This window comes from Sporosarcina sp. FSL K6-3457 (assembly GCF_038007285.1).
In the GTDB taxonomy this organism is placed as follows: Bacteria; Bacillota; Bacilli; order Bacillales_A; family Planococcaceae; genus Sporosarcina.
On sequence record NZ_JBBOWX010000001.1, the window covers coordinates 3,332,136 to 3,357,727 of the forward strand.

Sequence of the window (25,592 nt, forward strand, 5' to 3'; positions counted from 1 at the left end):
ATTACTTCCTCCTTCTACAGGTTAGTCACTCGGACTCCCTGGACAAAAATATTAACCGATTTAACAGTCATGCCAACGGTCTTTTTCAATGTATACTTTACCTTCGATTGAACTTGGTAGGCCACTTCTGAGATTTTAGTACCATATCCTACAATGACATACATATCAATATGCGTATCTTCTCCAACGTTTCGGACAATGACGCCACGGGCAAAACTTTCTTTCCGAAGAATTTCTGTCAGTCCATCTCGAATCTGATGCCTTGAAGCCATACCGACAATGCCGTAACATTCAATCGTCGCTTCGCCAACTACTTGAGCGATAACATCGTTTGTAATATCGATTTTGCCATATTCATTTTTCACTTCGATTGACATGGTTAGGTCCCCCTTGCATCTTTTCTCACTTACCACCATTGTACTATACCTACTATCATAATAAAAGAAAGCATTCGTATTCTGAATAAAGGCATCGTTTTTCACTGGATCATTTTCGGTTCACTGTCGGCGAATTATTCATGATAAAATTTCCGTAAGAATAAATAGGCTCGCCCATTCTTCTTACTTTCACAGTAGGCGTGTACAAATGGGCAGCAATTCCGTGCATTAACAAATTCCAACATAATATATGCATTCAGTTTAATGAAGGTAACAGATACATATAGCAACCAGTTTCCTTAATACACTGTGCATAACTTCGAACTTAAATAGCGTGTAAAGGCATTTACCTTGAAAGATGTCGTAAAAAAGGTTGCAACACCGTATATCATATGTTACATTATTATGGTATGCGAATAACAAGTAAATCGCTTAATCATCATTCGCAAGGAGGTACTAACTATGGCTAAAGAATGTGTTATTACAGGTCGCAAAGCCCGTACTGGAAACACGCGTTCACACGCGCTGAACTCTAGCAGACGTACTTGGGGTGCGAACCTTCAAAAAGTCCGTATTCTCGTTAACGGTAAACCTAAACGTGTATGGGTCTCTGCAAGAGCCCTTAAATCAGGTAAAGTTCAACGCGTTTAACTTAAATCAAATTTAGCCTCCGGCGGATGTCAGGGATTTTGAATTATGTATTGCACAATTCAAAATCTCGACGTAATTACGCCGAGGCGCAATTGATTTCTAGCGTCTTTATACTAGATACGAACGGGAAATAAAACACCAGGCTGAATTGCTTCAGCCTGGTGTTTTTTCTTTTCTCTTTTTTTTAGGTTTGTTACTTGCAGTAGCTTTTGCCGGTTCCTCTTTTTGAAAGACAACCAAGCACTTCCGAACGAAACCACTCACAACTTTTGGCATCGTAAATGTATAAACGCGCAATTCCCCACTCCTTTCAGGAATCTGAACTCCTTACCATTAAGCATATGCCCTGATGGAATGAGATAGTACAGACTTCTGCCGCGGTTTCATTACTCGTAAATCTCGTCATGCCTGTTTCTAGTCTAGCATCTAGTGTTTCGTATTTAAAACCAGTGAGTGTTAGACCTAAAACATCTCCACCAAAAGGAAAAAAAGATATGTAGGGGAAACGCTCATCACGTGCACACGCATGATTGCCTGTAGTAAGGATGGATAACTCATTTGTCGTATTGCGTATCGAAAATCGAATCTCTTTATGCTTCATCTGAAGCCGGTATAACAGGTGGAGAGCTGATTCCATATGATCCAGCCTTCCGCCCGTAACACCTGTTAAAATAACGCGTTCAGGGTTATATGTGAGCGCACAGTCAACCGCTAGCTCCGTGTCGGTTTCATTCTTCTCTGAACGAAACCGTCCAACCTTATGAACAGCCGCGACAATTTGATTGTATTCATTAATTGTTACTGAATCGAAATCACCGACAGCTTCATGCGGAGTAATCCCTTGTTGCAACAGGTGTAAGGCTCCTCTGTCCGCGCCGATGAATACCGTGTCCTCTTGCAAAAATTCCTTCATATCCACAATTTCCGAGTGAGGCCCTCCCGCACAAATGACGGCAACTGTCATTTTCTTAGCGCACCTTCACCCGCTAACTTGATGCGCTGTAGAGCTGCCGCACGGTCAGGCGCATTAAAGACAGCCGATCCCGCAACAAGAATGGTTGCTCCCGCTTCGACACATGGAATAATCGTTTCTTCATTAACACCGCCATCGATTTCAATTTCAATCGACAAATTACGCTCACGAATAATATCCGCTAATTGTTTTACTTTCGGAAGGACGGAATGGATGAATTTCTGACCGCCGAATCCTGGATTCACCGTCATAAACAACACCATGTCTACTTCTTCAAGAACATGTTGAATCGTTTCAATTGGTGTATGTGGATTCAATACGACACCCGAGTTGACGCCTAGCGATTTTATGAATTGCAGTGTGCGGTGTAAATGCGGACACGCTTCCACATGAACCGTGATGTAATCTGCTCCCGCTTTCGCAAATTGCTCAATATACGCGTCAGGGTTACTAATCATCAAGTGAACATCTAACGGTAATTTTGTTACCGGTCTAAGTGCCTCTACAACAATTGGCCCCATTGTAATATTTGGAACAAAATGGCCGTCCATGACATCGATATGAATCAGCTCTGCTCCTGCTGCTTCTACTTCTCTTACCTCGTCAGCAAGTTTTGAAAAGTCTGCTGCTAAAATGGAAGGTGCTATTTTAATCATGCTTGTCGTACCTCGGCTTCCTGTCTAATATTTCTTGCATAAATTGCAAGTAGTTTTCATAGCGGTGACGCGGCATTTCGCCCGCTTCCACCTGCTCTTTCACTGCACACTTAGGCTCTTTTACATGCAGACATCCTCGGAATTTACATAGCGCAGATAACTCATCCATATCCACAAAGTAATGGGATAATTGCTCCTTGTCAATATGATCAAAATCGAGCGAGCTAAAGCCCGGCGTATCCGCAACAAGCCCCCCTGCAACCTCCAGCAACTCGACATGTCGTGTCGTATGCTTCCCACGACCAAGTGCTTCTGAAATCTCACCGGTTTTTAATGCAAGCATCGGCAACACTGTATTTAATAAAGTCGATTTACCAACACCTGACTGCCCCGCCAAAACGGTTGTTTTGCCTTCTAAATAAGGTCGAAGCATTTCCGAAAGGGACTCATCATCAATAAAGGTTTCTATCACATCATACCCGATTTTTTCATAGTAGGCTGCAGTTACCGCGACATTTTTAAGTTCTTCCTCATCAGCAAGATCCTTTTTCGTCAAGCAAATCACCGGCTTTACGCCAAATGATTCAACGACTACAAGAAATCGATCCAGCAGATGCGGGCTAAATGTAGGCTCTACCATCGAAAAGACAAGTAGCGCCTGGTCAATATTCGAAATCGGCGGACGCACGAGCTCATTGCGACGCTCATGAACAGCTGTAATGAGCGCATCATTATCACCGTCCGGCACATATGTGACAATATCTCCAACGAGAGGGTGGATACCACGTTTTCTGAACACCCCACGGCTCTTACATTGAATCAATTGCCCATCCTGTTCTACATAATAAAATCCGCTAATCGCTTTTCTAATTTGTCCCTCTGGCATCCAATACCTTCTTTCTATTGTTCGTCATTGTATTCGACTGATTCTTCAATAATAATATTGCCATCACGTGTAATCATATAAGCCCCAGACTGACCTTCTTCTAGTTCAATTTTAATCTGCTTCGTTGTATTCTCCATAATTGTGAAAACCTCTACGGGTTTAGCCATATTATTCGACTTATCTTGAACATAGATTTTAACCTCTTGTGGGACTAGTTCAGGTTCTATCCAATTGCCCTCTTCATCGACTTCGTACTCGTCAACCTCTTGAGGTGTATAGTCGATTGTAACCTTATAGTAAGTGGTCTTCATTGGCTTTTTCTCTTGGCCTTTCGACAAAGCAACTTCCACTTCGGCTCCCTTTTCCATATCAGCTCCCTGTCGAGGACTTTGTCTAATCACTTGCCCCGCAGGCACCGTGGCATGATGCTCTTCTTTGACGGTAATCTTGAACCCAGTTGCCTTCATGTAGTCATTCAATGCTTGTTGATCGAGTCCTACTAGATTGTCAAGCTTTAGAAGTTCTTTCCCTTTACTAATCGTAAACAGTACGCTCGTTTCCTCTGGCACTACTTCAGTATCCGCTACCGGATCCTGTTCCAAAATGGTACCTGGTTCTTCATCCGCAAATATTTCTTTAGGGTCAGCTACTTGAAAGCCTTGTTTCGACAAAAAGTCAGCCACTTGCTCATAGCCTTGCCCTCTATAATCATTAAGTGTAGTCATTTGTTTTCCTGTACTAATATATAAAGTAACCGAGGAACCGACCTCTTGGCTCTTTTCAGCTTCTGGGAGGGTGCGAATGACTTGCCCCTTGTCAAATTCTTCCGATGGCTCTTCATTTCTTTCATCCACTTTAAAGCCTTTTTCCTCCAGCATCTCTATTGCTTTCGCTACTTCTTCCCCTGTTACATCTGGAATAGTCTCCATTTTAGGGCCTAATAGACTTGGCAACAGCAACAATAGAAGAGCTAGGATAACTGCCCCAGCAATTCCCCCGACGATGAAAGGCCATTTTTTGCGCTTTTTGACAGGTGCTTGAGGTGTTTCAACGACAACTGGCTCTATTTTTTGAACCTTTTCAACAACTTCAAATTTGGATACTTCTTTTACAATTGGAATAGCTTGTGTCCGATCATCATCAAATGGCACGCTAAATTTCGGTTCTGTTGCCCGTTCCGGTGATAATGCTGTCAGTAAATCATCATACATTTCATCCGCCGAACGATAACGATGCCCAGCGTCTTTTGTTGTCGCTTTCAAAATAATATTTTCAACACTTTGCGGAATGGACGGGAATAACTCCCGAACAGAAGGCGTTTCTTCCTGTAAATGCTTCAATGCAATCGCAACAGCTGTCTCCGCCGAAAACGGCAATTCACCCGTCAACAATTCATAAAAAACGATGCCTAGCGAATAAATATCGGATTTCTTCGTCGCCATCCCACCGCGTGCTTGCTCAGGGGATAAATAGTGGACTGTACCAATGACTGAATTCGTTTTCGTATGTGCCGTTGCACTCAGTGCCATCGCAATTCCGAAATCGGTAATTTTCAAATTACCTTCTGCATCCATCAAAATATTTTGCGGCTTAATATCACGGTGAACAATACCATTATGATGGGCATTGGAAATAGCTGAAACGAGTTGCCGCATAATTGGCAATGCCTGTTTAGGCGCTAATGGACCGTTTGTTTGAATGAACTTCTTCAATGTCTGTCCCTCGACATACTCCATCACGAGATAAAGAAGTTCTCCTTCTTCCCCTACATCAAAAATATCGACGATGTGTGGATGCGTTAGACTTGTCGCAGAAAGTGCTTCCCGCTGAAATCTACGTTTCAGCTCTTCTTCATTAGCAAAATCATAGTTCAAAACTTTGATGGCCACATCTCGATTAAGAATCATGTCGTGCGCTAAATAGACTTTCGACATGCCTCCGTCACCAATACTTTTCAGTATCTCATAACGTTCTCCGATTCTACTTCCAATCATGGATGATTCACCTCCATTTTAGTAGAATCAATCAAAATGACGGAGATATTATCTTCTCCTCCCATCTGATTTGCTAAATCTACTAGTTTTTTCACTTTGTCACGTAGTGTTGTATCAGCTAAAATAACTTCTTGTATTAACTGCTCATCAACTTTATTGCTGAGACCATCTGTACATAATAATAAATAGGATTTATCATTCAATTCAATTGAATAATGATCAGGTTCAATGGTCTTTTCAGAACCAATTGCTTTCATAATCCAATTTTTTTGAGGATGAACTGCTGCTTCTTCTTCAGTAATCTCCCCACTATCCAGTAGAACATTGACATAGGAATGGTCACGTGTCACTTGAAGAATTCCATTATCATTGATGGCATAAACACGGCTATCACCTGTATGGGATATTAAACAGCTTTGCTCACGTATAAGCGCCGCCTCTAATGTTGTGCCCATCCCTTTTAAATCCTCGTTTTCATTGGCTTCGTTATAGAGTAATCTGTTGACATGATTGACAACTTCTCGAAGCCATTCCGCCCAGTGCTGCTCTTCTTCGAAGCTGGTGCTGTCAAGCTTCATAAATTGTTCACCAATTACTTGAATGGCTGTCGAACTTGCATAATCGCCTCCGAGATGACCACCCATGCCATCTGCCATAACGGCAAGAATAATGCCATTTGGTAGTGTGAAGACGGCGGCACTGTCCTCATTGACTGTTCTTTTCCTACCTACGTCTGATAAGATTTCGAATTGCAACGTCCATCCCCCCTTGGTTGTTTCGAGTTCTCTGCGAAATTAAGTGATTCCATTGAAATTCGCTCGACGCTTGGGGATGCCTCCCGCGATAAGCCGGCCAGAAAACCACTGGCAGTCTTATCGCTTCGGCGACCCCAGTAAGGCGCCTTCGTTAGAAAATAATTACAAATCAAACATTCAACATACTTAGTGTTATTTTTTACGGAAAGCGGCTACGAAGAATCCGTCGCTGCCGAAGTGTTGTGGTAGTACTTGGAGTGTGTTGTCTTCGATTGCTAATTTGTCGATTTCATTCAACTGAGCCAATGGGATTTTTTCCATATCCGAATGGCGTGCCAAGAAACGTTCGACCATGCCACGGTTTTCCATATACTCTACTGTACACGTACTATAGACGATGATGCCATCTGGTTTGATTAATTTACGTGCGGTGTCAAGTAGGTCTGATTGGATTTGTACGAGACCGTTGAAATCAGCTTCCGTCTTATTGTACTTAATCTCAGGCTTCCTACGAATAACGCCTAGACCACTACATGGTGCGTCGACGAGAATGCGGTCGAAGGAAGCTGCCTCGTATAGCTCTGTCAGTTTTCGGCTATCGCCACTTTTCGCTTGAATGGATGTTAGGCCTAGTCGGTTAGCGTTGGCTTCTATAAGTGCCAGCTTATGTTCGTGGATATCATGCGCGAACACTTCGCCCGTATCGTTCATCTTCTCAGCAATATGTGTCGTTTTCCCTCCCGGTGCTGCACACATATCGAGTACTTTCATGCCGGGCTGGACATCTAATGCTAATACCGGAAGCATGGAGCTTTCATCTTGAATGGTAATCCAGCCCTTTTTAAAGGCATCTGTATTCGCCGGATTACTATTGATGGAAACGATACATTCTGGGACAACTTCACCTGTTCCCACTTCAATGCCCTCTGCTTCAAGTGAGGCAATCGCTTCAGCGACTGTTATTTTGGCTGTATTGACACGAACCGTCATTGCAGGTGGATTATTGTTTTCGTGTGCCATAATCGCAGCTTCCTCTTCGCCAAATTGTTCACTCCAGCGCTTGATGAGCCATTCAGGGTGACTTGTTTCAATCGCTGTTTTTGCGATGCCATCCGACATATCATCCAACGAACGAACGCCTTTCCGTAAAACGGAACGAAGAATGCCGTTGACCGTTGGTGCAATGCGTTTATGGCCGCGTCTTTTTGCAATTTCTACTGCTTCATGAACAACCGCATGTGGTGGAATTTTTGTTAAATAAACAATTTGATACAGCGACATTCTAAGTAATTCTCGTACCCAGCCATCCAGTTTCCCACGGACAAAAGGTTCAAGATAATAGTCAAGCGCCATACGATGTTGCAATGTACCATATGTCAATTCCGTCAATAACCCGCGGTCTTTCGTTTCAATACCGTATTTCTCAATCGTTCGATGTAGCAATAGATTACTGTATGCTTGGTTATTATTGATTTCCATTAAAATAGATAGTGCTGCGTCACGGACATTGCCGTTCCAGATTTTCTTTTTCGGTCTACTATTCATTCAAATCGGTCCCCTTCGTTCCATTTCGATCCAGTTCCACGAACAAAAACATCTGCTGGCATCCGTTTTTTTCCGGCTGGTTGGAGATCCGTTATCGCAATCGCGACGTCGTCACCTGCTTTGACGATAATTCGATCGGGTTCAATCTTAATAATTGTGCCTGGTTCTGCTTCTACTTGTGTAGCAACTTTTTCGCTCCACCATACTTTGACGTTCTCACCTTGAATCGTCGTATAAGCAACTGGCCATGGATGAAGTCCACGAACTTGATCATAGATGGCTTTACCGCCTTTTGACCAATCAATGCGTTCTTGTTCGCGAGAGATATTGCGCGCAAATGTCACCAGTGATTCATCTTGGACCGTTTTGTTATTTGTGCCGTCTACTATAGAAGGAAGTGTTTCTTGTAAGAGCTTTGTTCCCGCCACAGACAATTCCTCAAACAGCAGTCCCGTGTGGTCTGTATCTGCAATCGGCACAACGACTTGTGAAATGATATCGCCTGCATCTAATTTTTCAACCATATACATAATCGTCACACCTGTTTCTGTTTCCCCGTCCATAATCGACTGATGGATGGGTGCGCCGCCGCGATATTTTGGCAATAAAGAAGCATGGACATTAATGCAACCAAGCTTTGGTACTTCCAACAATTTCTTCGGTAAAATCTGACCAAAGGCTGCGGTGACGATAAGATCTGGTTTGAGTGCAATAATTTCTGCTAATTCACTTGAGCCCGTTAATTTTTCAGGCTGAATAATCGGTAAGCCGAGTCGAAGTGCCTCTACTTTTACAGGTGGAGGCGTCAAAACACGTTTACGTCCAACTGGTCGATCGGGTTGCGTGACAACCGCCGAGATTGTATGACCTTCATTATGTAGCATCGTAAGTACTGACACTGAAAATTCAGGGGTTCCCATAAAGACGATATTAGTCATGGTCACTCGCCTCCTCTTCCTCATCCATTTCTTCGAATTCAGCTGGATCGACGATTCGGATAATTTTCGAATCGAATAACACACCATTCAAATGATCGACTTCATGAAGAATCGCTCTCGCTTCATAATCTTCCGCTTCAATTTCGTACAAGGAACCATCCCGCTCCTGTGCTTCCACACGGACAAAAAACGGTCTTTCTACTTCGCCATATAAACCTGGGAAGCTAAGGCAGCCCTCAATTTCAACTTCAGAACCTCCGATAGCTGTCACAACAGGATTGACCATTTCAATGACGTCCTGTCCTTCGCCCATATCAACAATGGCAACTCGTACTGCCTTGCCAATTTGTGGTGCGGCGAGTCCTACGCCATCCGCCGCGACCATCGTGTCATACATATCATCTAAAAGGTTTGCTAGCTTCTTATCAAATTTTACAACTTCTTCACACATTTGCTTAAGCACCGGTGCTGGATGCTCCACAATTTTACGTATTGCCAATTCAATTCCTCTTTTCACTTTAATAAATAGACACTGGTTCAACGTCAACGGTCATTATTAAACCTGCTTTAATCCAGTCTGTGCGGTAGTATTTAATGAGCTGTTGCAGCGTTTCTGTCAACTTTGGCTCTTTTTTGTATTTTATCAAACATTGGTAACGATATCTATTATTGACACGGCTAATGGCAGCCGCGGTTGGACCGATAATGACGGTGTTTGGCGATAAGTTCCCTTTTAGGAACCTAGCCCCCTTATCCGCAAAGTCAGCTACTTTCAGCAAATCTTCATGCGTGAACTGGACAAGTGTAAAAAAATAAAAGGGCGGGTAGCCATATTGCTTCCTTGCCGCCATCTCCAAATGATAAAAGGGTTCGTAGTGTTGGGCTTTTGCCAACTCGATAGCGTAATGCTCTGGAGAATACGTTTGAATAAAAACCTCTCCAGGCAATTCATGGCGACCTGCTCGTCCACTCACTTGCGTCATGAGCTGAAATGTCTTTTCCGCAGCACGGAAATCGGCTAAATGTAGCGTCGTATCAGCCGCCAGTACACCAACTAAAGTAATATTCGGGAAATCGAGCCCCTTGGCAATCATTTGCGTCCCGAGTAAAATATCCGCCTGTCCTTCACTGAATTGCCTTAACAACCGTTCATGAGATCCTTTTTGCCTTGTCGTATCAACATCCATCCGAATGACACGTGCTTCTGGAAATAGTTTCGCAATTTCTTCTTGCGCTTTTTGTGTACCAGTCCCAAAAAATCGGATATGATCACTTTTACATTGTGGACATTCAAGGGGTACATGCTCCTCATGGCCACAGTAATGGCATTTCAGCCGTTCATTCGCACGATGATAGGTCAGCGATATATCACAGTTCGGACATTCCACAACAGTTCCACAGTCCCTACATAACACGAAGGAAGAAAACCCCCGCTTATTGAGGAATAAAACCGTCTGTTCCCCTCTCGCCAAGCGAATACGAACCGCTTCCGCCAATGGCAATGAAAACATCGAGCGGTTGCCATTTTTTAATTCGTCTCGCATATCGACGACTGTTACCGCAGGAAGTTCCTGGTCTTTTGCTCGTCTAGTCAACGTCAGCAATGTATAGACACCTTTCGATGCCCGCGCATAGGATTCCAATGACGGTGTCGCACTTCCTAAAATAACCGGACAGCCAAAGTATTCCGACCGCTTAATGGCGACATCTCGCGCATGGTAACGTGGTGTATCTTCTTGCTTATAGGTCGATTCATGCTCTTCATCGAGAATAATGATACCGATATTTTCAAACGGAGCAAATATCGCCGATCTTGCGCCAACGACAACCTTGACTTCGCCTCGTTGAATTTTGCGCCACTCATCGTATTTCTCCCCAGCAGATAATCCACTATGCATCACTGCAACAAGCGGTCCGAAACGTTCTTTAAAACGCGATGTCATTTGTGGTGTCAAGGAGATTTCCGGGACAAGAACGATTGCTTCCTGGCCTTTATCCAACACATGCTTAATAGCTCGTAAATAGATTTCCGTTTTTCCACTGCCTGTGATGCCGTGTAGAAGGAACGTCTCGGCTTTTTGCTGATCTGTAGTATTTCTAATCGCCTCAAGCGCAATACGTTGCTCTTCGGTCAGTTCCACAGGAATAGCTGTATCTTTCAACTGTGGTGCTTCCGGCTCCCGGTATACTTCAGCGTATTCTTCTGAAGCAGCCCCTCTTTCAATAACCGCTTTTAACACAGCAGGCTGAATACCCGATTGCTCCATCAGTTGTTTCGCCAGTATCACCTGTCCCGCATGGTCTTTCATCCAATGCAGCAATTCAATTTGCTTTTTCGCATTGGCAGAAATGGTGTCGAGCACCGTTTGCAGTGTTTCATCACTCGCGATTTGAATCATGCGTACTTTTTTGACAGCCGTTTTTTGATTGACAGTTGTGTCGACTGTAATAATGCCTTGTTCAGCATAGTGTTTCACTGTTTTTAGCAGACCTAATTGGTCGGCTTCTTTCAATGAAACTCGTTGCCTCCCTGCAAGAAATTGTCGAAAATCCTCATCTTCAATACGCTCTGGTGCCTCAACAACGATGAATTTTTCATATTTCGCACGCATAGCGGCTGGTAGCATCACCTGTAGCGCATCAATTTCATAGGCCAATGTTTGCGTTGCTAACCAACGTGATAAGTCTAGTAGCTCCGCAGAAATCACTGGTTCTAAATCTATCAATTCATCAATCGGCTTCAATTTGGCTACATCAAGTCCGCTCTCTTCTTTTAATGCAGTCACATAGCCTAGCACTTTCCTCGGGCCAAACGGTACTTTCACACGGATACCCGCTTCAATGACAGCTACCATCGTGTCGGGTACAAGATAATCGAACGGCCGATCAATCGGATAAGCCGACACGTCGACAATGATTTCAGCGATCATTGAGCTGTTCACTTTCTTCTTTCAGAATCGCTTCAAATAGCACTTTTGCCAATTCTTTTTTTGCCATCGCTTGGAATGGTTGATGTGTACCACGTTTGGATAACAGTGTAACAACGTTTGTATCACTGCCAAATCCTCCATTCGGGTCCGTGACATCATTGACAATAACGTAATCTAAGTTTTTACTTTCTAATTTCCCCGCACCATAGCCAACTGCATTCGTCGTTTCCGCAGCAAAGCCTACGAGAATTTGGTCAGTTTTAATGCCACCCATTGTCTTTAAAATATCAGTCGTTCGTTCGAGCTCAATGACCGAGTCTCCCACTTGCTTCTTCATCTTTTCTGGATGAATATCTTTTGGGCGATAATCAGCAACAGCAGCTGATTTCACAACAATATCGGCATTATCGAATTGTGCACGCACTGCCTCCAGCATTTCGGCTGCACTTTCTACGTCGATAACCGTCATACCAACAGGCTTATCCAGTCCAACTGGTCCAGAAATAAGCACCGTTTCTGCTCCAAGGGCTGCAGCTGCTTCTGCCATCGCATAGCCCATTTTGCCACTAGAGAAATTCGATACGTAGCGAACCGGGTCAATCCGTTCACGTGTCGGACCAGCAGTGACAATAACTTTTTTGCCAGACAACGGCAGGTTTTTCGTTGTTGTAAATCGTTGCGTAATCAGTTCCACAATTTTTTCCGGCTCTTCTAAACGCCCTTTACCTACATAACCACATGCCAAAAAGCCCTCAGATGGTTCGATGAAGCGGTAACCGTCCTCGTGCAAAGTATTTATATTGCGTATAACCGCTTTATTTTCATACATATGAACATTCATAGCAGGTGCTATCCACACTTCAGCTGTTGTCGCTAATAATGTCGTCGTGACCATATCATCCGCAATGCCGTTTGCTAGTTTCCCAATGACATTTGCTGTTGCCGGAGCAACCACAACAAGGTCAGCCCAATCAGCCAAATCGATATGCGCAATGACACGAGAATCTTTTTCATCAAACGTATCAATAAATACATCATTGCGAGACATCGCTTGGAAAGTCAGCGGCGTGACAAATTGCTGTGCCGACTCCGTCATGATTACCTTCACATGTGCCCCTGCCTGCGATAACTTACTCACAAGTGCAACCGCTTTATAAACCGCAATTCCACCAGTAACACAAAGGAGGATTTTTTTGTTTACTAACACTGTCCTCATCCTTTCTAAAATGACAAACTCCCAAAGAAAATTCGTTTCTAAGGGAGTATGACGTATGGCTATTTTAAATAGAAAAGCGTAGGGCGTCTGGCGCCCGGAGCCTAGAGAAAAAAATTCTATTATACTTCGTCTTCGTAAATGATGGAGTCATCTTGTTTTGCTTTTGACAATACGCCAGCTGCAACTTCTTCAAGTGCTTTCCCAACGTTTTTATGTGATTTATATGAAGTGAGAAGTCGTGTTCCCTCTTCCTGCATTTCACGTGCGCGTTTTGAAGCAAGTGTAACCAGTGTGTATTTAGAATCGACTTGTTCTTTTAATGAATCGAGTGTTGGTGTTAACATAATTTATTCCCCCTCCAGCATAAGTAAGTAGCGTTTTTCTACACGTTCTCTACGGCAATGCTCTGCTAATACAATGGCATTGACTCGATCACAGGCATTTGAAACTTCATCATTTTCGACAACATAATCGTATAAGTTCATCATTTCAAGTTCTTCTCGCGCCTTCGCAATACGAGTCGCAATAACATCTGCTGCCTCTGTTCCCCTACCTACAAGGCGGTCTTCCAGTTCAGACAAACTCGGCGGCGCCAGGAATATGAACAGACCATCTGGAACTTTCGCACGTACTTGTGCTGCCCCTACTACTTCAATTTCAAGGAAAACATCTCTCCCCGCATCTAATGTAGCATTGACATAGTCAAGCGGCGTGCCATAATAATTGCCCACATATTCGGCATACTCCAGCAGCTTGCCTTCTTCAATGAGTTGCTCAAATTCAGCTCTCGATTTGAAGAAATAATCAGCTCCATCCACTTCACCTTGACGTGGACTTCGAGTCGTCATCGATATGGAGTATTCATAGTTCGTATCTGGTTGAGAAAAAAGCTCTTTGCGCACTGTCCCTTTCCCTACACCAGAAGGGCCGGACAGAACAATCAAAAGCCCACGTTTTTTGTACATGCAATCCCTCTTCTTATCTAGTCTGTTTTGCGGTGATCATTCGACGCAAACATGCCTGCCCCGATCTTTTCGATCAAAACAATTCTTAACGTATTATACCATATCACACGCATAGAGTGGTAAAATGGGACAAAACGAATTGAAAGAGGAATCAGTATGGCATTTGACGGTTTATTCACCACGGCGATGGTGCAGGAATTGCAGGTTCTGAAAAACGGCCGCATTTCTAAAATTCATCAGCCGAACGCACAAGAAGTCGTATTTCTAATCCGTTCAGGCGGTAAAAATCATAAACTTCTTATTTCTATCCATTCATCCTATTCACGTGTTCAACTGACCGAAGAGGCAATTACAAACCCTTCAGAGCCTCCGATGTTTTGCATGGTATTGCGCAAGCATCTTGAAGGCGGGACGATTACAGCCATTGACCAATTCGGCACAGATCGAATTATTACGTTCGATATTCAGGCTAAAAATGAAATCGGTGATGATATTAGTCGAAGATTGTATGTTGAAATTATGGGCCGGCATAGTAACTTACTAATCGTCGATCCAGATCGCGACATCATCATCGATAGTATGAAACATTTACCACCATCGGTAAACAGTTATCGAACAATATTACCTGGGCAGCCTTTTATACCTGCACCGCCGCAAGACAAAGTGGATCCATTTAGCGTGGGCGAGCAACAATTTGGTACGCTACTGCCACAGTTTGACAGTGCTCGCGATGTCGTCGGTACTTTTTCAGGGTTCTCACCTATAAATGCAGAAGAATTATTGTTTAGAATGAAGGACGTCCCTGCGAATGAAAAATTTGCTGTGTTTACAGCGTTCCTTGCTTCATTTAAAGGTACAGCTAGCGCACCAAATATTGCAGAAATCGGGACGAAAACAGTATTTTCCGCCGCCGCGTTATCACATGCGGATAAAACAATTGCAGAGTACGGCACACTTGGTGATTTATTGGATAAAGTGTATTTTGCACGGGCTGAAAGAGAGCGCGTCAAATCGCAAGCGGCAGATTTGGAACGCTGGCTTGATAATGAAATTGCCAAATTGAATTTGAAAGTGAAAAAGCTATCAAAAGAACAAGAGGCTGCTGGGAAACTGGATACGTTCCAGCTGTACGGCGAATTGTTGACCGCCAATAGTTATGCTTTACAAAAAGGGATGACAGAGGCAGTTGTCAATAATTATTACGAGGAAGGAACGACGGTGACTATACCGCTCGACCCAAGAAAAACACCCATTGATAACGCACAGCGTTTTTATTCACGTTATGCGAAAGCGAAAACGGCACTCATTATGATTGCCGAACAGCTAGAAAAAGCAGCCGAGGATATTGCCTACTTTGAAATGATTAAACAGCAAGTCATGCAAGCCTCTCCTGAAGACATCGAAGAAATACGTGAAGAGCTCGCGGAACTCGGTTTCCTGAAGGCGCGCAAGCTGAAAAAGAAGAGTAAACCTAAGAAACCAGCACCGGAAACGTATATCTCATCTACTGGTGTGAAAATTTCAGTTGGGAAAAATAATAAGCAAAATGATTATTTGACGTTCAAGATTGCTGCACGCGATCAAACTTGGCTCCATACGAAAGATATTCCCGGATCACACGTCGTCATTCACGATACGAATCCTGATGAAGAAACGATTCGTGAAGCGGCGATTTTATCAGCCTATTTCAGTAAGGCGCGCGGTTCGTCATCTGTACCTGTTGACTATACCGAAGTGCGGCATGTCAAAAAGCCGAACGGATCGAAGCCCGGATTTGTTATTTATTTCGAGCAGAAAACGATGTTTGTCACGCCTGATGAGGATGTTGTCATGAAATTGAGGAAGTGACTGGGGCGGTGATTCCGGGCGAGTCGCTGGTATTTTGCGAATAGTCGCCGGTAAATTCGGAAATTCGCTAGTGTTTTGTGAAAAGTCGCTGGTAAATTCGGAAACTCGCTCATATTTCCTACACATATACGTATCTTTCTAAAAAAGTGCCTAGTCTACAACAATTCAAAGTTGTTATAGACTAGGCACTTTTATAGCGGATATAAAACTTTATGGCAATGATCAATTTGTTCACGTAAAGCTGCTGATGCACAATCATATAAAACGAGATCAATTTTCAAAAGAGTATCCAACTCATTTTCCACTTGCTCTGCTAGTAACAGCCATTGCATCTCCCATTGACACTCCCCCTGTCCCGATACTATTTCCACCTATTACAAATTCTTTTGATAACAAACTTCTTCTATGGTTTAATAATAAGAAAAGTTTAACTTGGCAGAAAGCAGGTACATAACATGACAACCAGTATTGAATTAAAAAACCTATCCATCGGCTTACCGAAGAAAATGAAGTATGGTAACGACAAAGAACTTGAAACGGCTATTTGTAAAGAAACAGTAGAGGAAGTCTTTCTAGCAAAAGAAGGCTTTCGAGGAGATGGCGTGGCTGATTTAAAACATCATGGCGGGCTTGACCGCGCAGTTTGTGTTTATCCTTATGAGCACTATGCACGTTGGGAGCAGGAGTTTAACAATCCCCTTCCACGCGCAGCTTTCGGAGAAAATATAACCGTGACGAATATGCTCGAACAAGACATTCATATCGGGGATGTTTTTCGTCTTGGAGATGCTGTGATCCAAGTGACACAGGGCCGAATTCCATGCAGCACGATTACGAAAAGAACTGACCTGCCTCCCCTTATGAAAGGGATGGTTGATACAGGATTTACGGGTTATTTGTGCCGTGTACTTGAAGAAGGCATTGTTCACGAAGATTCGACCATTACATTAGTCAAATCACATCCACAACAAATTTCTATCCTTTTTGCCAACCAACTTTATTTCCACCGTCCAAAGGACATTGAAGGTATTCAAAAAGTGCTGGCTGTTCAGGAGCTTGCGCAAGATTGGCGGGAGAAGTTGACAAAGCGATTGGAGAAATTAACAAATCCCGTATGAAACTTTTATGTGTTACAAAATATCAATGAAATGTAAAGGACTATCCCGAAAGTTTATCCTGATTGACTTCCGGAGTAGTCACTTTTCATGTCATCCAATTGCCACAATATCAACTCCATTGCTAAGATTAACAATGATACAATTAGAAGTAATTGACTTTTAAGGAGGGTTTCGATGTCTTCACAATCACTACTTAGTTTAAGCAGTACAGCACTTTATATTTCATTTTTCGCGTATTTAATTGCCATCATTCCTTTTGGCTTATCGGTAAAATCGCCGAAGAAGATTTTTTCAAGAATAGGTATTGGCTTGACGACTATTGGCTTTGTATTACAGCTCGTATATTTTGCAACAAGATGGTATGTTGCTGGACATGCGCCCGTCAGCAATATGTATGAATTTATGACGTTCTTTGGCATTATGCTGATTGGTAGTTTCTTGATAATGTATTATTTATATCGTCAGAGTGTCATTGGACTTTTTGCCCTACCGATTGCATTGCTCATTCTCGGCTTTGCTAATGCTTTTTCAAAAGATGTAACACCGCTGATTCCAGCGCTACAGAGTCATTGGTTAACGATCCACGTTATCACAGTTGCTTTTTCTAGCGCTGTGTTATCTATCTCCTTTGTGACAGGTATCATATATTTGTTAAAAACCGTGAATCCGAATAAAAAAAATAAGCAGTCATTCTTTTTGGAGCTTGTGATGTATTTCATGGTAATTGTACTTGGTTTCATTGGCATGACAAGCACATTCAGTGCAATGGATTATACGAAAAGCCTGCAATTTGAAAATCGGACTGCTGAGATGGAAGTGTATACGTACAAGTTGCCAGCGATTACGGTTCCAAAAAACGCAACCATTGTGGAAGCAACTGAAGTTACCAGTCAAAAAAATGGGCTAATCGAAATTCCTAATACCATTCATGCACAGAAATTAAATACAATTATCTGGTCATTTGTAGCCGGAACGATTCTTTATTTACTCATACGTCTGATTACAAGGCGTACAATTATTGCCTTGCTCAAACCGCTGACCAACAAAGTGAATCCGGCTACAATGGATGAAATTACGTATCGTTCTGTCGTTATTGGCTTTCCTTTATTCGCGCTCGGTGGGCTATTATTCGCCATGATTTGGGCGCATATGGCATGGAGCCGATTCTGGGGCTGGGATCCGAAGGAAGTGTGGGCTCTTATCACATTCTTATTTTACGCCGGCATGCTCCATCTACGAATCGGCAAGGGATGGGAAGGCGAAAAAACAGCTTGGATGGCAATTATCGGCTTCGGCATTATTGTTTTCAACCAAATATTTGTCAACTTGATTATTTCAGGGCTACATTCTTATGCTTAGTAGAATATTTCGCTATATATGTTGAACTTATGATTGTGACATAATCACCAGCGAAGGCGACTACTGGGGTGGCCGAAGCGATAAGACTGCCAATGGTTTTCTGGCTGGCTTATCGCGGGAGGCATCCCCGAGGAAGGATGTAGTTCAATCCTTCCCTAGCGCCAAGCGGTTTTAGTAGGATTCTTTAGTTCAACTTATATAGTGAAAAAAGCGACTCAACATGTATACAAGTTGAGTCGCTTTTTTCATTTCAATAATCTAGCTCCTTTATCAATTAAAGATGGGAAAGTTTTTTAGGCTCTGAACAAGACTCGACGATCATTCTTCACGAAGGGAAATAAAGGAAATAAAAAAGTGTGGTAAGCTTGTATTGGGTAATGAATGGCTGATGGTGAACAGTCCAGATCATTAGGGATTTACATGTAGTTAATTTGCGGTTTGTTGAACACATATCATTATCATGAGGGGGCTAGTATCGATAATAGATAACTTACTATACAATGCACGCCGCTCAGCATGAAAGAGGCTATTGTTTTGTTGGAAATAAAAAAGGGAATTGTCAACCATTTGTATGGATGCACGAAAAGACGAATGTACAGTCATTCTTCGCTAGAGAAACTCCCCATACTACAGCAAATTCTTTATCCGATGAGGCTATAAAGAATTGCCTTCTTTGTCATTCTTCTTTAATGAGAGAGGCACCATGCCCTCTCTTCTGGTAATTTCTGCTTACACTATTGCGCTTACTTATACCCGATTAATTTTTAATCCATATCATATATGGAAAAATTGAGGAGGAAATAAGAACATGACACTTTTTAAAAAGGTAACTGGAATTGGAACGGCTGCACTGTTGGCACTAGGACTTGCAGCGTGTAGTAGTGACAACGATGAAGGTAAAGCAACTGAAACAAACGCAGCAGTCGGTGAATCCGTAGACCATACAATCGTAGGGATTGACCCTGGATCAGGTCATATGGAATTAACGGCGAAAGTACTTCAAGAATATGATCTGCCAGATTGGAATGTAACTTCGGGGTCAGGCGCCACTATGACAGCTGCTTTGAAAAGGGCCTATGATAAAGAAGAACCCATTATCATAACTGCTTGGAGTCCACATTGGAAATTTTCAAAATTCGATTTAAAGTATTTGGAGGATCCAAAACTAATCTACGGTGACGCTGAAGAAATCCATTCCATTGGTCGGATTGGATTGAAAGAAGATTTCCCCCAGGCCTATGCGATTTTCGAGCGTTTCAAGTGGGATATGGATGACATGGCCGAGATTATGATTGCTATTGAAGATGGTCTCAAGCCTGAAGATGCCGCACGAACTTGGGTTGATAGCCATCCGGAAAAAGTCGCAGAATGGACAGATGGAGTCGCTACCGTGGACGGAGATACAATCAAGCTTGCCTATGCGCCATGGGACAGCGAACTTGCAAGCCATAATATGATGAAAATCGTCCTCGAAGATATGGGTTATACTGTCCAATTAACGATGGTTGAACCAGGTCCAATGTTTTCAGCTGTTGCTGATGGAAGTGCAGATGCAACATTCGCCGCTTGCTTACCGAATACCCATAATACATATGTAGAAAAATTCGATGGACAATTGGACGACATCGGAGTGAATATGGTAGGTGTTAAACAAGGATTAGCTGTACCGGCCTATATGGATGATGTTAACTCCATTGAAGATTTGAAAAAGTAATCATTTCGAATGCTAGGCACCATTTTCTTTTTGTAAGTTTTTTCTATGTACTAACATAAATCTTTACAAAGCATTTTAGTGCGAAGGACTTGGATGAAAAAAAGCGATTTCACATGTATTTCATGTGAAATCGCTTTTTGAATTCAACAAACCAGCCTTCAATTTCCCATTATACTGTCACCAAACCAGTTCGACCAACTGCTTCAGTGCAGAAGGTTTTGTTTCCCCGGTCTCCTTATCTACTAGAGATGTATAGAGATGAGGAATAACAATTCCCGCACCATTTTCGAGACATGTTTGTACGATTTTATGAACATTTTCGAGAGTGATACCGCCTGTTGGCTCAATGATTTGTATACCTGCTTTTGACGCCGCCTGAGTCATCACCGCTAATTCATCCAAACGCTCATCACCTTCTATAGAATAAAATTTCACAGAAGGTATTCCTATTTCAGCAATCATCGCCGCAGCCAGATCACAAGTAACAGTCTCGCGATAAGCAGAACTAATCGGCCCCGTCGTAATATACACCTGGCCCGGGATACCTGTTGGTTCGACCAAGGCGTTAATCACAGGTACTTTTTCTATCGTTTGCTCCATTCTGCCAAGTGTATAACCTGTTGCCGGGAATACTTGATTAATATGATTCGGTAGGGCTGCTACAGATACATTCGCCACTTTTTGCCACATTGCAGGATCCCCTGCGCCCAACCCTACTGAAACGGGGATATTATTTTCTTTATACTCTTTTATGCGTTGAATAGCATCCTCTTCCATCGGAAAATCCTTGACCATCACGCCGACTAAAACGCGATCTCCGGCAATTTCCACAAGTTCTTGAGCATTTTTTAAATCCTTCGCCAATACGTTAAAAATGACTTGATGGTTGAAGTACATTATTTCACTCCTCGAGCTAAAATTAGTTTGATGGTTTCTGCGATAATAGCCTCCTGCCCCTTTAGCAGAGGTCTGGGATCAACGGATAATATTCCGATATTCACATAGTGATGGCGTAAAAAGATGGCGGGATTCCCCAATTCTAAAGCGTGTAGCAATTCCTCCGCAGTCATGCCTGCTTCCTTACTATCCACTTCGATATTTGCACGGTAAATTTCCCGCCCCGCCTCATCTTGTTTAATCGAGCATGTTAGCCCAGGAACTCCCTCTAACCCCTCACAAAGCTGTTGCATCCTACTAAGCTGTCCCTCAACATCGACATCCCTACTGGCATATTGCTTTAGCGCAACAATCAAACCAGCCATTCCTTCTTTGCCAATTTTCATCGGACGACCGATTCCCTTATATTGCATCCGGCATGCTTCCATCATTTTTTTTCTACCGCAAATAAATCCTGATGTTGGACCTTCTAATGCTTTACCACCGCTATAGATGACGATGTCCGCACCCATCGCAATATATTTTTGAAAATCTTCTTCCGCAGCAGCATCTATAATAAGTGGAATTTGATGTTTTTTTGCGATTGCAATCATTGTTTCAATCGGCTGCATCCCTTTTTGCACAGCATGATGCGATTTAATATACAGTAACGCAGCTGTCTGTTCATTGATTGCTTCTTCGATATGTTGTTGCTCCACTTTATTTGCCTGACCGACTTCAACCACTTTTCCGCCGCCCATACTAATCATTTGTGCAATGCTTGCACCAAAATGGATTTGCTGCCCCTTTTGAATAATCACCTGATTTTTCATTCCATCTGAATTCGGCAACCGCTCAATATACGTCAAATTTTCACCTGCGATGACTGCGGCAGTACTAATCGCAATTCCTGCCGCGGCACCATTTGTCGGGCAACCATCCTCAGCCCCTGTTACATCAGCAATAACTGTACCTGCAAGTTCCATCATTTCATTAATATCAACATAATCTTGTGAAGCATCCTTTAATGCTCGTGCAACATCCTCACTTACAGCCGATGCACCAAGCGCTGTCATTTTGCCACTTCCATTAATCACTTGTGTAAGTCCAAGTCTTTTAAAAATAGTCATAAGTTCCTCCTCAGTCTAACGTAATTGGAAAAATTGCTCCTAATAGCATAGCGCCTAAAATAGCACCACCGACAATCGGTTTTTTCCAAGCATAAAAAATGGCTGCTCCCGTAACAGCACCGACACCGATTGGAATAGACGCAGAGGCAGCTGAAATAATAATTAGAGGTCCTAAAAACCTTCCCGATGCATTCCCAGCTCCCATCATCACGTCTGCTCCAAATGTTGAGTTCGACTGCCCCACTGTCAATTTACGAATCAAAATGACAATGTAGCCGATGGCAAGACCTAAAATCGCTCCAGTTAGCAAAGAAAGTGTGAAGTTTTCAATCGGCGCAGTCATTCCCGCAGCCAGTAACAATGCAGGTACACCAATTCCAATCCCTGTTTGAATGGCACCACCAATGTCTAAGATACCGACAAGAGAGCCCTCCAAAACACGCGCAAACAAGAAACTGGCTCCGAATGCAGCAGCTACACCATAGCCGCCTCCTTGTAATCCCACTTCAAGCATCGCAACAATCGCAACATCATTAAAAGCCCCAATTTTATAAACATAATACATATGGGTCCCCGCGAACACACCCGATGACAACAACGCTACTAATAAGGGAAATGACCAATCTCCATACCAAAAGCTCTTTACATTGATTTCACTTTGCCCACCCATTTACTTCACCTCATATCCGATTAATTTGTGTAAATTGATCAACCATTCAGGTGCTTGAAGATTAAATCCTTGGAGAAGCTGAATATCGAATCCACGGAAAAATCCACTTAGAATAAACAGAAGAATAACAGAAATCAATAATGTCTTCGTAACCTTGTTCCAACCACCGTCATCGACACCTTTACCGATTAAAATTCCGAGCACGACACCAGGAACTGCATTTCCCATGACCATATGGGCAGCCCCGCCAAAAATTGTTCCCCAAATGCCAGAACGTTTACCCGAATCCAAAGCTGCGAGCCAGAAGATGACTGGCATGACCGGATTGATAAGCAAATTCGCTGCTGGAACTAATACTTTTAATGCGATGGCTTGCAATGATTCTGGAATTGCCGAAGCCGTTGAATTTAAAAATGTAACAACAAGTACGCCAATAATCGCTCCTGCAATCGCCATCTTCTTCGGATTATGCAAAGTATCTTCTGGACGTTTTCCCTTTCTCATTAACACAGCTGCAGCCCAGTTCGGGATGATTCTATGATCAACGTCTTGCGTGAACGCCCCTGCACCGACAGAAGAAGCCCAAGCATTAAAGAAAAATCCTAAACCAAACGAAAAGTGTGACGCCGCATCTCCCGCACAGGCATTTAACTCACCCAATGTTCGAAATGCACCCATTCCCTGTGAGGTTGGTGCGTGGAACATCCGAGCTGCACCAGCACCAACAGCAAAGCCAACAAATCCTCCAATGATGATTGACTTAAAAATAATTGTGAGCAATTCCATCGATTATCCCCCTCTTATTTCAAAAAATGACTCCCCAACACTTGCTCCTTCACGCCGTTCCCTTGTTCATTTTTTTCAAAAGTAATTTGCCCAACATCCAAAAGAAATAAGTTTATTTCTACATCTAATACGACGGAGTATTTACTTCTTTGTCGTGGAAAAAAGAAAAAGAAAAAGCGCTCTATATAAGAAGTTTCCTTCGCTTCAATCACATTAACATTGACAGGCTCTATACGAATAATCATGTTTCCCTTATAATCTTTCATGACTTTTTTCTGAATATTTCCTAGAGCAATACTGAGTGCTTTTTCTTTCGAATCCCCTTTCCCTTCGATACGAACTGTCGTTTCAATGACCCTTTTCATAACATCAACCCCTTATTTTCATGAATTCTTCCGTAAGTCTTCTTCCTAACTCTTCAGAGTCATTAAAACCAAAGCCAAGAACTGTTTTACCTTCCCTAAGCGCTGTTAGCCCCTCCTCAACAGATCGCATCCCATAGCGTGCAGGATATCCATATTTTGATTGTGCCGTAATAGCGCCCGCTCCTCCGCTACCACAAAATGATATTCCCATGTCCGCTTTTACCTCATTCATCATATCGCCAAGTTTCATATCGGCAGCCATCCCGCTAATAACAATCGCCTTACCCCCTGCTGCCTCTACTCCTTTTCCTACATTTTGTCCCTTTCCTAACCGATCGCCAATCACAACAATAACTTCACTCATCACACATTCCTCCTATTTTTTAATTCAGTTTAGCCGTTTCAAAATGAATCGATAAAAGATACTTTTCATCGTCTTGCAAATGGTTCAGTTGCCGACAGATTGTGCTTGCCAAGAGAATGGAATCTTGGGAAACCTCTCCGAATATTTCCTTTTCAATGGGTGGAAGCGCTTCCTTAAAAGTCGAGCGATAGACCATCCCAGAAATATGTGAGACAAATGACAGCCATTGAACTTCTGTCATAACTATACTGTTCTCTACTAAAGCATTTTTTGAATAACTTAACACAGCTTTACATAGATTTGGATTCCCGCTTCTATCAATTATCTCTTGCTCATTTAGACCTTGTTGACTCATCTTGGTACACTACCTTTCCATCCCTCAAAACCAAATACGGTGTAAGAATTTGCTTCGCTTCTAGCTGTCTTCCTTCTGAGTCTACTAGTATTGTGTGCTGTTCTACTTTCTTAAATAGTGTAATATCAGCCTTTGCTCCCCATCTAAGCGTTCCTTTATCATGTAATCCTAGCGCCCGTGCAGCTTTCACTGTAACCGACCTCACCACCTCCATAAATGGCACACCTAGTTCCAATAGCTTCGTCATCGTATGCATCAAGCTACAAACCGGGTTTTGATAATTCAAACGATACAAATCAGTACTAGTTGTAAATGGTTCATTATATATCTCTCGAAATTTTAGTAATGTTTCATAGCTAAAACTAGAGGTACCATGTCCAATATCGAATAATACACCTCGTTGTAAAGCGGCTGTAGCTTCTGGAATAAGAACACCTTGTGCATTTAAAATGCCGTATTTCTTGCCATGAAATGCATGGGTCACGATATCTCCTCTACGTAAAAGCGGAAAAATCTCTTGTAAGTTGGGTGGTGGATTACCGATATGAACCATAATTGGGACGTTCAATTGATCAGCTAGTTTACGCGCATGCTCAAGAGGTTTAATACCACTTTCTTTGACAACAGACCCACTCATCCGCGCCTTCAGTCCAACGATGCTTGGTTCCTTATTAAAAATCTCTTCGGCCTCTTCCATCGTCATTAAATCTTCCAAATCAGCAAGTTCAGAAAGACCATTCGTTAGGCCATGTCGTGAAATATTTAAAAATGACAGCACCTCCGTTTGACTTTGCTTAACCACTTTCTCCTTAAAAGTTGCATAATCCGAACAGCCTACACTTCCCGCATCAACAACTGTCGTCACTCCCTGCTCGATACCAATCAGATCAGTATCTATTCCAAGTTCCGTATGCTCCGTGAAAATATGCACATGGATATCGATAAACCCCGGTGAAACATAGCAACCTTCAGCATCTATATAGGTTACATTTGTAACATCCATCTCTTCAGGTGCCACTAAAAACCCATTTTGTATAGCAATTTCTTTTATCTCAATCGTCTGCTGTTCTGGATCAATGACATAACCATTTTTAATGATGACTCCGTCTCCCATCGAAACA

28 protein-coding genes are annotated in these 25,592 nt (G+C 42.7%); 5 read left to right on the forward strand and 23 right to left on the reverse strand.

The window, feature by feature from the left end:
• Nucleotides 1-14: 14 nt before the first annotated feature.
• Entirely contained in the window at nucleotides 15-377 is a 363-nt protein-coding gene (locus N1I80_RS16410; RefSeq protein ID WP_340738915.1) for an Asp23/Gls24 family envelope stress response protein, read from the reverse strand.
• Between the two features lie 462 nt (nucleotides 378-839).
• On the opposite strand from N1I80_RS16410, the gene rpmB reads away from it, so the two are divergent.
• Nucleotides 840-1,028 (forward strand): 50S ribosomal protein L28, encoded by a 189-nt coding sequence (rpmB, locus tag N1I80_RS16415; RefSeq protein ID WP_239388865.1) that lies wholly within the window; start codon nucleotides 840-842, stop codon nucleotides 1,026-1,028.
• 153 nt (nucleotides 1,029-1,181) lie between these two features.
• Here the strand turns inward: rpmB and spoVM are convergent, their stop codons facing one another.
• From spoVM to gmk, 13 genes are all read right to left on the reverse strand, one after another.
• The gene (gene spoVM, locus N1I80_RS16420; protein ID WP_340738916.1) at nucleotides 1,182-1,325 is read right to left on the reverse strand and encodes a stage V sporulation protein SpoVM; all 144 of its coding nucleotides are present in this window, start codon (nucleotides 1,323-1,325) and stop codon (nucleotides 1,182-1,184) included.
• A 13-nt stretch (nucleotides 1,326-1,338) separates the two neighbouring features.
• Nucleotides 1,339-1,992, reverse strand: coding sequence for a thiamine diphosphokinase (locus N1I80_RS16425; protein ID WP_340738917.1), 654 nt, complete (start codon nucleotides 1,990-1,992; stop codon nucleotides 1,339-1,341).
• The gene (gene rpe / locus N1I80_RS16430) at nucleotides 1,989-2,657 is read right to left on the reverse strand and encodes a ribulose-phosphate 3-epimerase (protein WP_340738918.1); all 669 of its coding nucleotides are present in this window, start codon (nucleotides 2,655-2,657) and stop codon (nucleotides 1,989-1,991) included. Before rpe ends, N1I80_RS16425 begins: the two co-directional genes overlap by 4 nt.
• Nucleotides 2,650-3,543, reverse strand: coding sequence for a ribosome small subunit-dependent GTPase A (gene rsgA, locus N1I80_RS16435; RefSeq protein ID WP_340738919.1), 894 nt, complete (start codon nucleotides 3,541-3,543; stop codon nucleotides 2,650-2,652). Before rsgA ends, rpe begins: the two co-directional genes overlap by 8 nt.
• Before the next feature lie 14 nt (nucleotides 3,544-3,557).
• Complete coding sequence (gene pknB / locus N1I80_RS16440; protein ID WP_340738920.1) at nucleotides 3,558-5,537, reverse strand: Stk1 family PASTA domain-containing Ser/Thr kinase; 1,980 nt, start codon at nucleotides 5,535-5,537, stop codon at nucleotides 3,558-3,560.
• Nucleotides 5,534-6,292 (reverse strand): Stp1/IreP family PP2C-type Ser/Thr phosphatase, encoded by a 759-nt coding sequence (locus N1I80_RS16445; protein ID WP_340738921.1) that lies wholly within the window; start codon nucleotides 6,290-6,292, stop codon nucleotides 5,534-5,536. The genes pknB and N1I80_RS16445 overlap by 4 nt, the downstream gene beginning before the upstream one ends.
• 192 nt (nucleotides 6,293-6,484) lie before the next feature.
• Nucleotides 6,485-7,837: a 16S rRNA (cytosine(967)-C(5))-methyltransferase RsmB gene (gene rsmB, locus N1I80_RS16450; protein ID WP_340738922.1), complete on the reverse strand. Its 1,353-nt coding sequence runs from the start codon at nucleotides 7,835-7,837 to the stop codon at nucleotides 6,485-6,487.
• A complete protein-coding gene (gene fmt, locus N1I80_RS16455; protein ID WP_340738923.1) occupies nucleotides 7,834-8,775 on the reverse strand; it encodes a methionyl-tRNA formyltransferase in 942 nt (313 codons plus the stop codon). The genes rsmB and fmt overlap by 4 nt, the downstream gene beginning before the upstream one ends.
• Nucleotides 8,768-9,274, reverse strand: coding sequence for a peptide deformylase (gene def / locus N1I80_RS16460; protein ID WP_340738924.1), 507 nt, complete (start codon nucleotides 9,272-9,274; stop codon nucleotides 8,768-8,770). Before def ends, fmt begins: the two co-directional genes overlap by 8 nt.
• A gap of 19 nt (nucleotides 9,275-9,293) precedes the next feature.
• On the reverse strand, nucleotides 9,294-11,705 hold the full coding sequence (gene priA, locus N1I80_RS16465; protein ID WP_340738925.1) for a primosomal protein N': 2,412 nt from the start codon (nucleotides 11,703-11,705) through the stop codon (nucleotides 9,294-9,296).
• Nucleotides 11,695-12,912 (reverse strand): bifunctional phosphopantothenoylcysteine decarboxylase/phosphopantothenate--cysteine ligase CoaBC, encoded by a 1,218-nt coding sequence (gene coaBC / locus N1I80_RS16470; protein ID WP_340738926.1) that lies wholly within the window; start codon nucleotides 12,910-12,912, stop codon nucleotides 11,695-11,697. The genes priA and coaBC overlap by 11 nt, the downstream gene beginning before the upstream one ends.
• A 128-nt stretch (nucleotides 12,913-13,040) precedes the next feature.
• Entirely contained in the window at nucleotides 13,041-13,265 is a 225-nt protein-coding gene (gene rpoZ, locus N1I80_RS16475; RefSeq protein WP_340738927.1) for a DNA-directed RNA polymerase subunit omega, read from the reverse strand.
• Nucleotides 13,266-13,268: 3 nt separating this feature from the next.
• Nucleotides 13,269-13,886 (reverse strand): guanylate kinase, encoded by a 618-nt coding sequence (gmk, locus tag N1I80_RS16480; RefSeq protein WP_340738928.1) that lies wholly within the window; start codon nucleotides 13,884-13,886, stop codon nucleotides 13,269-13,271.
• Between the two features lie 156 nt (nucleotides 13,887-14,042).
• On the opposite strand from gmk, the gene N1I80_RS16485 reads away from it, so the two are divergent.
• The gene (locus N1I80_RS16485; protein ID WP_340738929.1) at nucleotides 14,043-15,734 is read left to right on the forward strand and encodes an Rqc2 family fibronectin-binding protein; all 1,692 of its coding nucleotides are present in this window, start codon (nucleotides 14,043-14,045) and stop codon (nucleotides 15,732-15,734) included.
• A gap of 191 nt (nucleotides 15,735-15,925) precedes the next feature.
• Here the strand turns inward: N1I80_RS16485 and N1I80_RS16490 are convergent, their stop codons facing one another.
• Nucleotides 15,926-16,066 (reverse strand): hypothetical protein, encoded by a 141-nt coding sequence (locus N1I80_RS16490; protein WP_340738930.1) that lies wholly within the window; start codon nucleotides 16,064-16,066, stop codon nucleotides 15,926-15,928.
• A 123-nt stretch (nucleotides 16,067-16,189) separates the two neighbouring features.
• Here N1I80_RS16490 and N1I80_RS16495 point away from each other — a divergent pair, with 123 nt between their 5' ends.
• The 3 genes from N1I80_RS16495 to N1I80_RS16505 all read left to right on the forward strand — a co-directional run bounded on the left by N1I80_RS16495 (nucleotide 16,190) and on the right by N1I80_RS16505 (nucleotide 19,925).
• The gene (locus N1I80_RS16495; RefSeq protein WP_340738931.1) at nucleotides 16,190-16,852 is read left to right on the forward strand and encodes an MOSC domain-containing protein; all 663 of its coding nucleotides are present in this window, start codon (nucleotides 16,190-16,192) and stop codon (nucleotides 16,850-16,852) included.
• Nucleotides 16,853-17,026: 174 nt separating this feature from the next.
• A complete protein-coding gene (gene ccsB, locus N1I80_RS16500) occupies nucleotides 17,027-18,211 on the forward strand; it encodes a c-type cytochrome biogenesis protein CcsB (RefSeq protein WP_340738932.1) in 1,185 nt (394 codons plus the stop codon).
• Between the two features lie 808 nt (nucleotides 18,212-19,019).
• On the forward strand, nucleotides 19,020-19,925 hold the full coding sequence (locus N1I80_RS16505; protein ID WP_340738933.1) for a glycine betaine ABC transporter substrate-binding protein: 906 nt from the start codon (nucleotides 19,020-19,022) through the stop codon (nucleotides 19,923-19,925).
• A 177-nt stretch (nucleotides 19,926-20,102) separates the two neighbouring features.
• On the opposite strand, the gene N1I80_RS16510 is transcribed toward N1I80_RS16505, so the two are convergent.
• The 8 genes from N1I80_RS16510 to N1I80_RS16545 are packed head-to-tail and all read right to left on the reverse strand — an operon-like array spanning nucleotide 20,103 to nucleotide 25,585.
• Nucleotides 20,103-20,822: a KDGP aldolase gene (locus N1I80_RS16510; RefSeq protein WP_340738934.1), complete on the reverse strand. Its 720-nt coding sequence runs from the start codon at nucleotides 20,820-20,822 to the stop codon at nucleotides 20,103-20,105.
• Complete coding sequence (locus N1I80_RS16515; protein WP_340738935.1) at nucleotides 20,822-21,931, reverse strand: DgaE family pyridoxal phosphate-dependent ammonia lyase; 1,110 nt, start codon at nucleotides 21,929-21,931, stop codon at nucleotides 20,822-20,824. The genes N1I80_RS16510 and N1I80_RS16515 overlap by 1 nt, the downstream gene beginning before the upstream one ends.
• Before the next feature lie 10 nt (nucleotides 21,932-21,941).
• Nucleotides 21,942-22,601 (reverse strand): DUF4310 family protein, encoded by a 660-nt coding sequence (locus N1I80_RS16520; RefSeq protein ID WP_340738936.1) that lies wholly within the window; start codon nucleotides 22,599-22,601, stop codon nucleotides 21,942-21,944.
• The gene (locus N1I80_RS16525) at nucleotides 22,602-23,387 is read right to left on the reverse strand and encodes a DUF4311 domain-containing protein (protein WP_340738937.1); all 786 of its coding nucleotides are present in this window, start codon (nucleotides 23,385-23,387) and stop codon (nucleotides 22,602-22,604) included. It abuts the gene before it with no gap.
• A gap of 14 nt (nucleotides 23,388-23,401) precedes the next feature.
• Entirely contained in the window at nucleotides 23,402-23,752 is a 351-nt protein-coding gene (locus N1I80_RS16530) for a DUF4312 family protein (protein ID WP_340738938.1), read from the reverse strand.
• 4 nt (nucleotides 23,753-23,756) lie between these two features.
• A complete protein-coding gene (locus N1I80_RS16535; protein ID WP_340738939.1) occupies nucleotides 23,757-24,116 on the reverse strand; it encodes an SFCGS family glycine-rich protein in 360 nt (119 codons plus the stop codon).
• A gap of 19 nt (nucleotides 24,117-24,135) precedes the next feature.
• Nucleotides 24,136-24,471, reverse strand: a complete 336-nt coding sequence (locus N1I80_RS16540) for a hypothetical protein (protein WP_340738940.1) — start codon at nucleotides 24,469-24,471, stop codon at nucleotides 24,136-24,138.
• The gene (locus N1I80_RS16545) at nucleotides 24,449-25,585 is read right to left on the reverse strand and encodes an amidohydrolase/deacetylase family metallohydrolase (protein WP_340738941.1); all 1,137 of its coding nucleotides are present in this window, start codon (nucleotides 25,583-25,585) and stop codon (nucleotides 24,449-24,451) included. The genes N1I80_RS16540 and N1I80_RS16545 overlap by 23 nt, the downstream gene beginning before the upstream one ends.
• Between the last annotated feature and the right edge of the window lie 7 nt (nucleotides 25,586-25,592).

What these genes read in the sequence shown, in the direction of transcription:
- N1I80_RS16410 (WP_340738915.1), bottom strand. Translation starts at nt 377, where the DNA reads ATGTCAATCGAAGTGAAAAATGAATATGGCAAAATCGATATTACAAAC.
- rpmB (WP_239388865.1), top strand. Translation starts at nt 840, where the DNA reads ATGGCTAAAGAATGTGTTATTACAGGTCGCAAAGCCCGTACTGGAAAC.
- N1I80_RS16425 (WP_340738917.1), bottom strand. Translation starts at nt 1,992, where the DNA reads ATGACAGTTGCCGTCATTTGTGCGGGAGGGCCTCACTCGGAAATTGTG.
- rpe (WP_340738918.1), bottom strand. Translation starts at nt 2,657, where the DNA reads ATGATTAAAATAGCACCTTCCATTTTAGCAGCAGACTTTTCAAAACTT.
- rsgA (WP_340738919.1), bottom strand. Translation starts at nt 3,543, where the DNA reads ATGCCAGAGGGACAAATTAGAAAAGCGATTAGCGGATTTTATTATGTA.
- pknB (WP_340738920.1), bottom strand. Translation starts at nt 5,537, where the DNA reads ATGATTGGAAGTAGAATCGGAGAACGTTATGAGATACTGAAAAGTATT.
- rsmB (WP_340738922.1), bottom strand. Translation starts at nt 7,837, where the DNA reads ATGAATAGTAGACCGAAAAAGAAAATCTGGAACGGCAATGTCCGTGAC.
- fmt (WP_340738923.1), bottom strand. Translation starts at nt 8,775, where the DNA reads ATGACTAATATCGTCTTTATGGGAACCCCTGAATTTTCAGTGTCAGTA.
- priA (WP_340738925.1), bottom strand. Translation starts at nt 11,705, where the DNA reads ATGATCGCTGAAATCATTGTCGACGTGTCGGCTTATCCGATTGATCGG.
- rpoZ (WP_340738927.1), bottom strand. Translation starts at nt 13,265, where the DNA reads ATGTTAACACCAACACTCGATTCATTAAAAGAACAAGTCGATTCTAAA.
- gmk (WP_340738928.1), bottom strand. Translation starts at nt 13,886, where the DNA reads ATGTACAAAAAACGTGGGCTTTTGATTGTTCTGTCCGGCCCTTCTGGT.
- N1I80_RS16485 (WP_340738929.1), top strand. Translation starts at nt 14,043, where the DNA reads ATGGCATTTGACGGTTTATTCACCACGGCGATGGTGCAGGAATTGCAG.
- N1I80_RS16490 (WP_340738930.1), bottom strand. Translation starts at nt 16,066, where the DNA reads ATGCAATGGCTGTTACTAGCAGAGCAAGTGGAAAATGAGTTGGATACT.
- N1I80_RS16495 (WP_340738931.1), top strand. Translation starts at nt 16,190, where the DNA reads ATGACAACCAGTATTGAATTAAAAAACCTATCCATCGGCTTACCGAAG.
- ccsB (WP_340738932.1), top strand. Translation starts at nt 17,027, where the DNA reads ATGTCTTCACAATCACTACTTAGTTTAAGCAGTACAGCACTTTATATT.
- N1I80_RS16505 (WP_340738933.1), top strand. Translation starts at nt 19,020, where the DNA reads ATGACACTTTTTAAAAAGGTAACTGGAATTGGAACGGCTGCACTGTTG.
- N1I80_RS16510 (WP_340738934.1), bottom strand. Translation starts at nt 20,822, where the DNA reads ATGTACTTCAACCATCAAGTCATTTTTAACGTATTGGCGAAGGATTTA.
- N1I80_RS16515 (WP_340738935.1), bottom strand. Translation starts at nt 21,931, where the DNA reads ATGACTATTTTTAAAAGACTTGGACTTACACAAGTGATTAATGGAAGT.
- N1I80_RS16520 (WP_340738936.1), bottom strand. Translation starts at nt 22,601, where the DNA reads ATGGGTGGGCAAAGTGAAATCAATGTAAAGAGCTTTTGGTATGGAGAT.
- N1I80_RS16525 (WP_340738937.1), bottom strand. Translation starts at nt 23,387, where the DNA reads ATGGAATTGCTCACAATTATTTTTAAGTCAATCATCATTGGAGGATTT.
- N1I80_RS16530 (WP_340738938.1), bottom strand. Translation starts at nt 23,752, where the DNA reads ATGAAAAGGGTCATTGAAACGACAGTTCGTATCGAAGGGAAAGGGGAT.
- N1I80_RS16535 (WP_340738939.1), bottom strand. Translation starts at nt 24,116, where the DNA reads ATGAGTGAAGTTATTGTTGTGATTGGCGATCGGTTAGGAAAGGGACAA.
- N1I80_RS16540 (WP_340738940.1), bottom strand. Translation starts at nt 24,471, where the DNA reads ATGAGTCAACAAGGTCTAAATGAGCAAGAGATAATTGATAGAAGCGGG.
- N1I80_RS16545 (WP_340738941.1), bottom strand. Translation starts at nt 25,585, where the DNA reads ATGGGAGACGGAGTCATCATTAAAAATGGTTATGTCATTGATCCAGAA.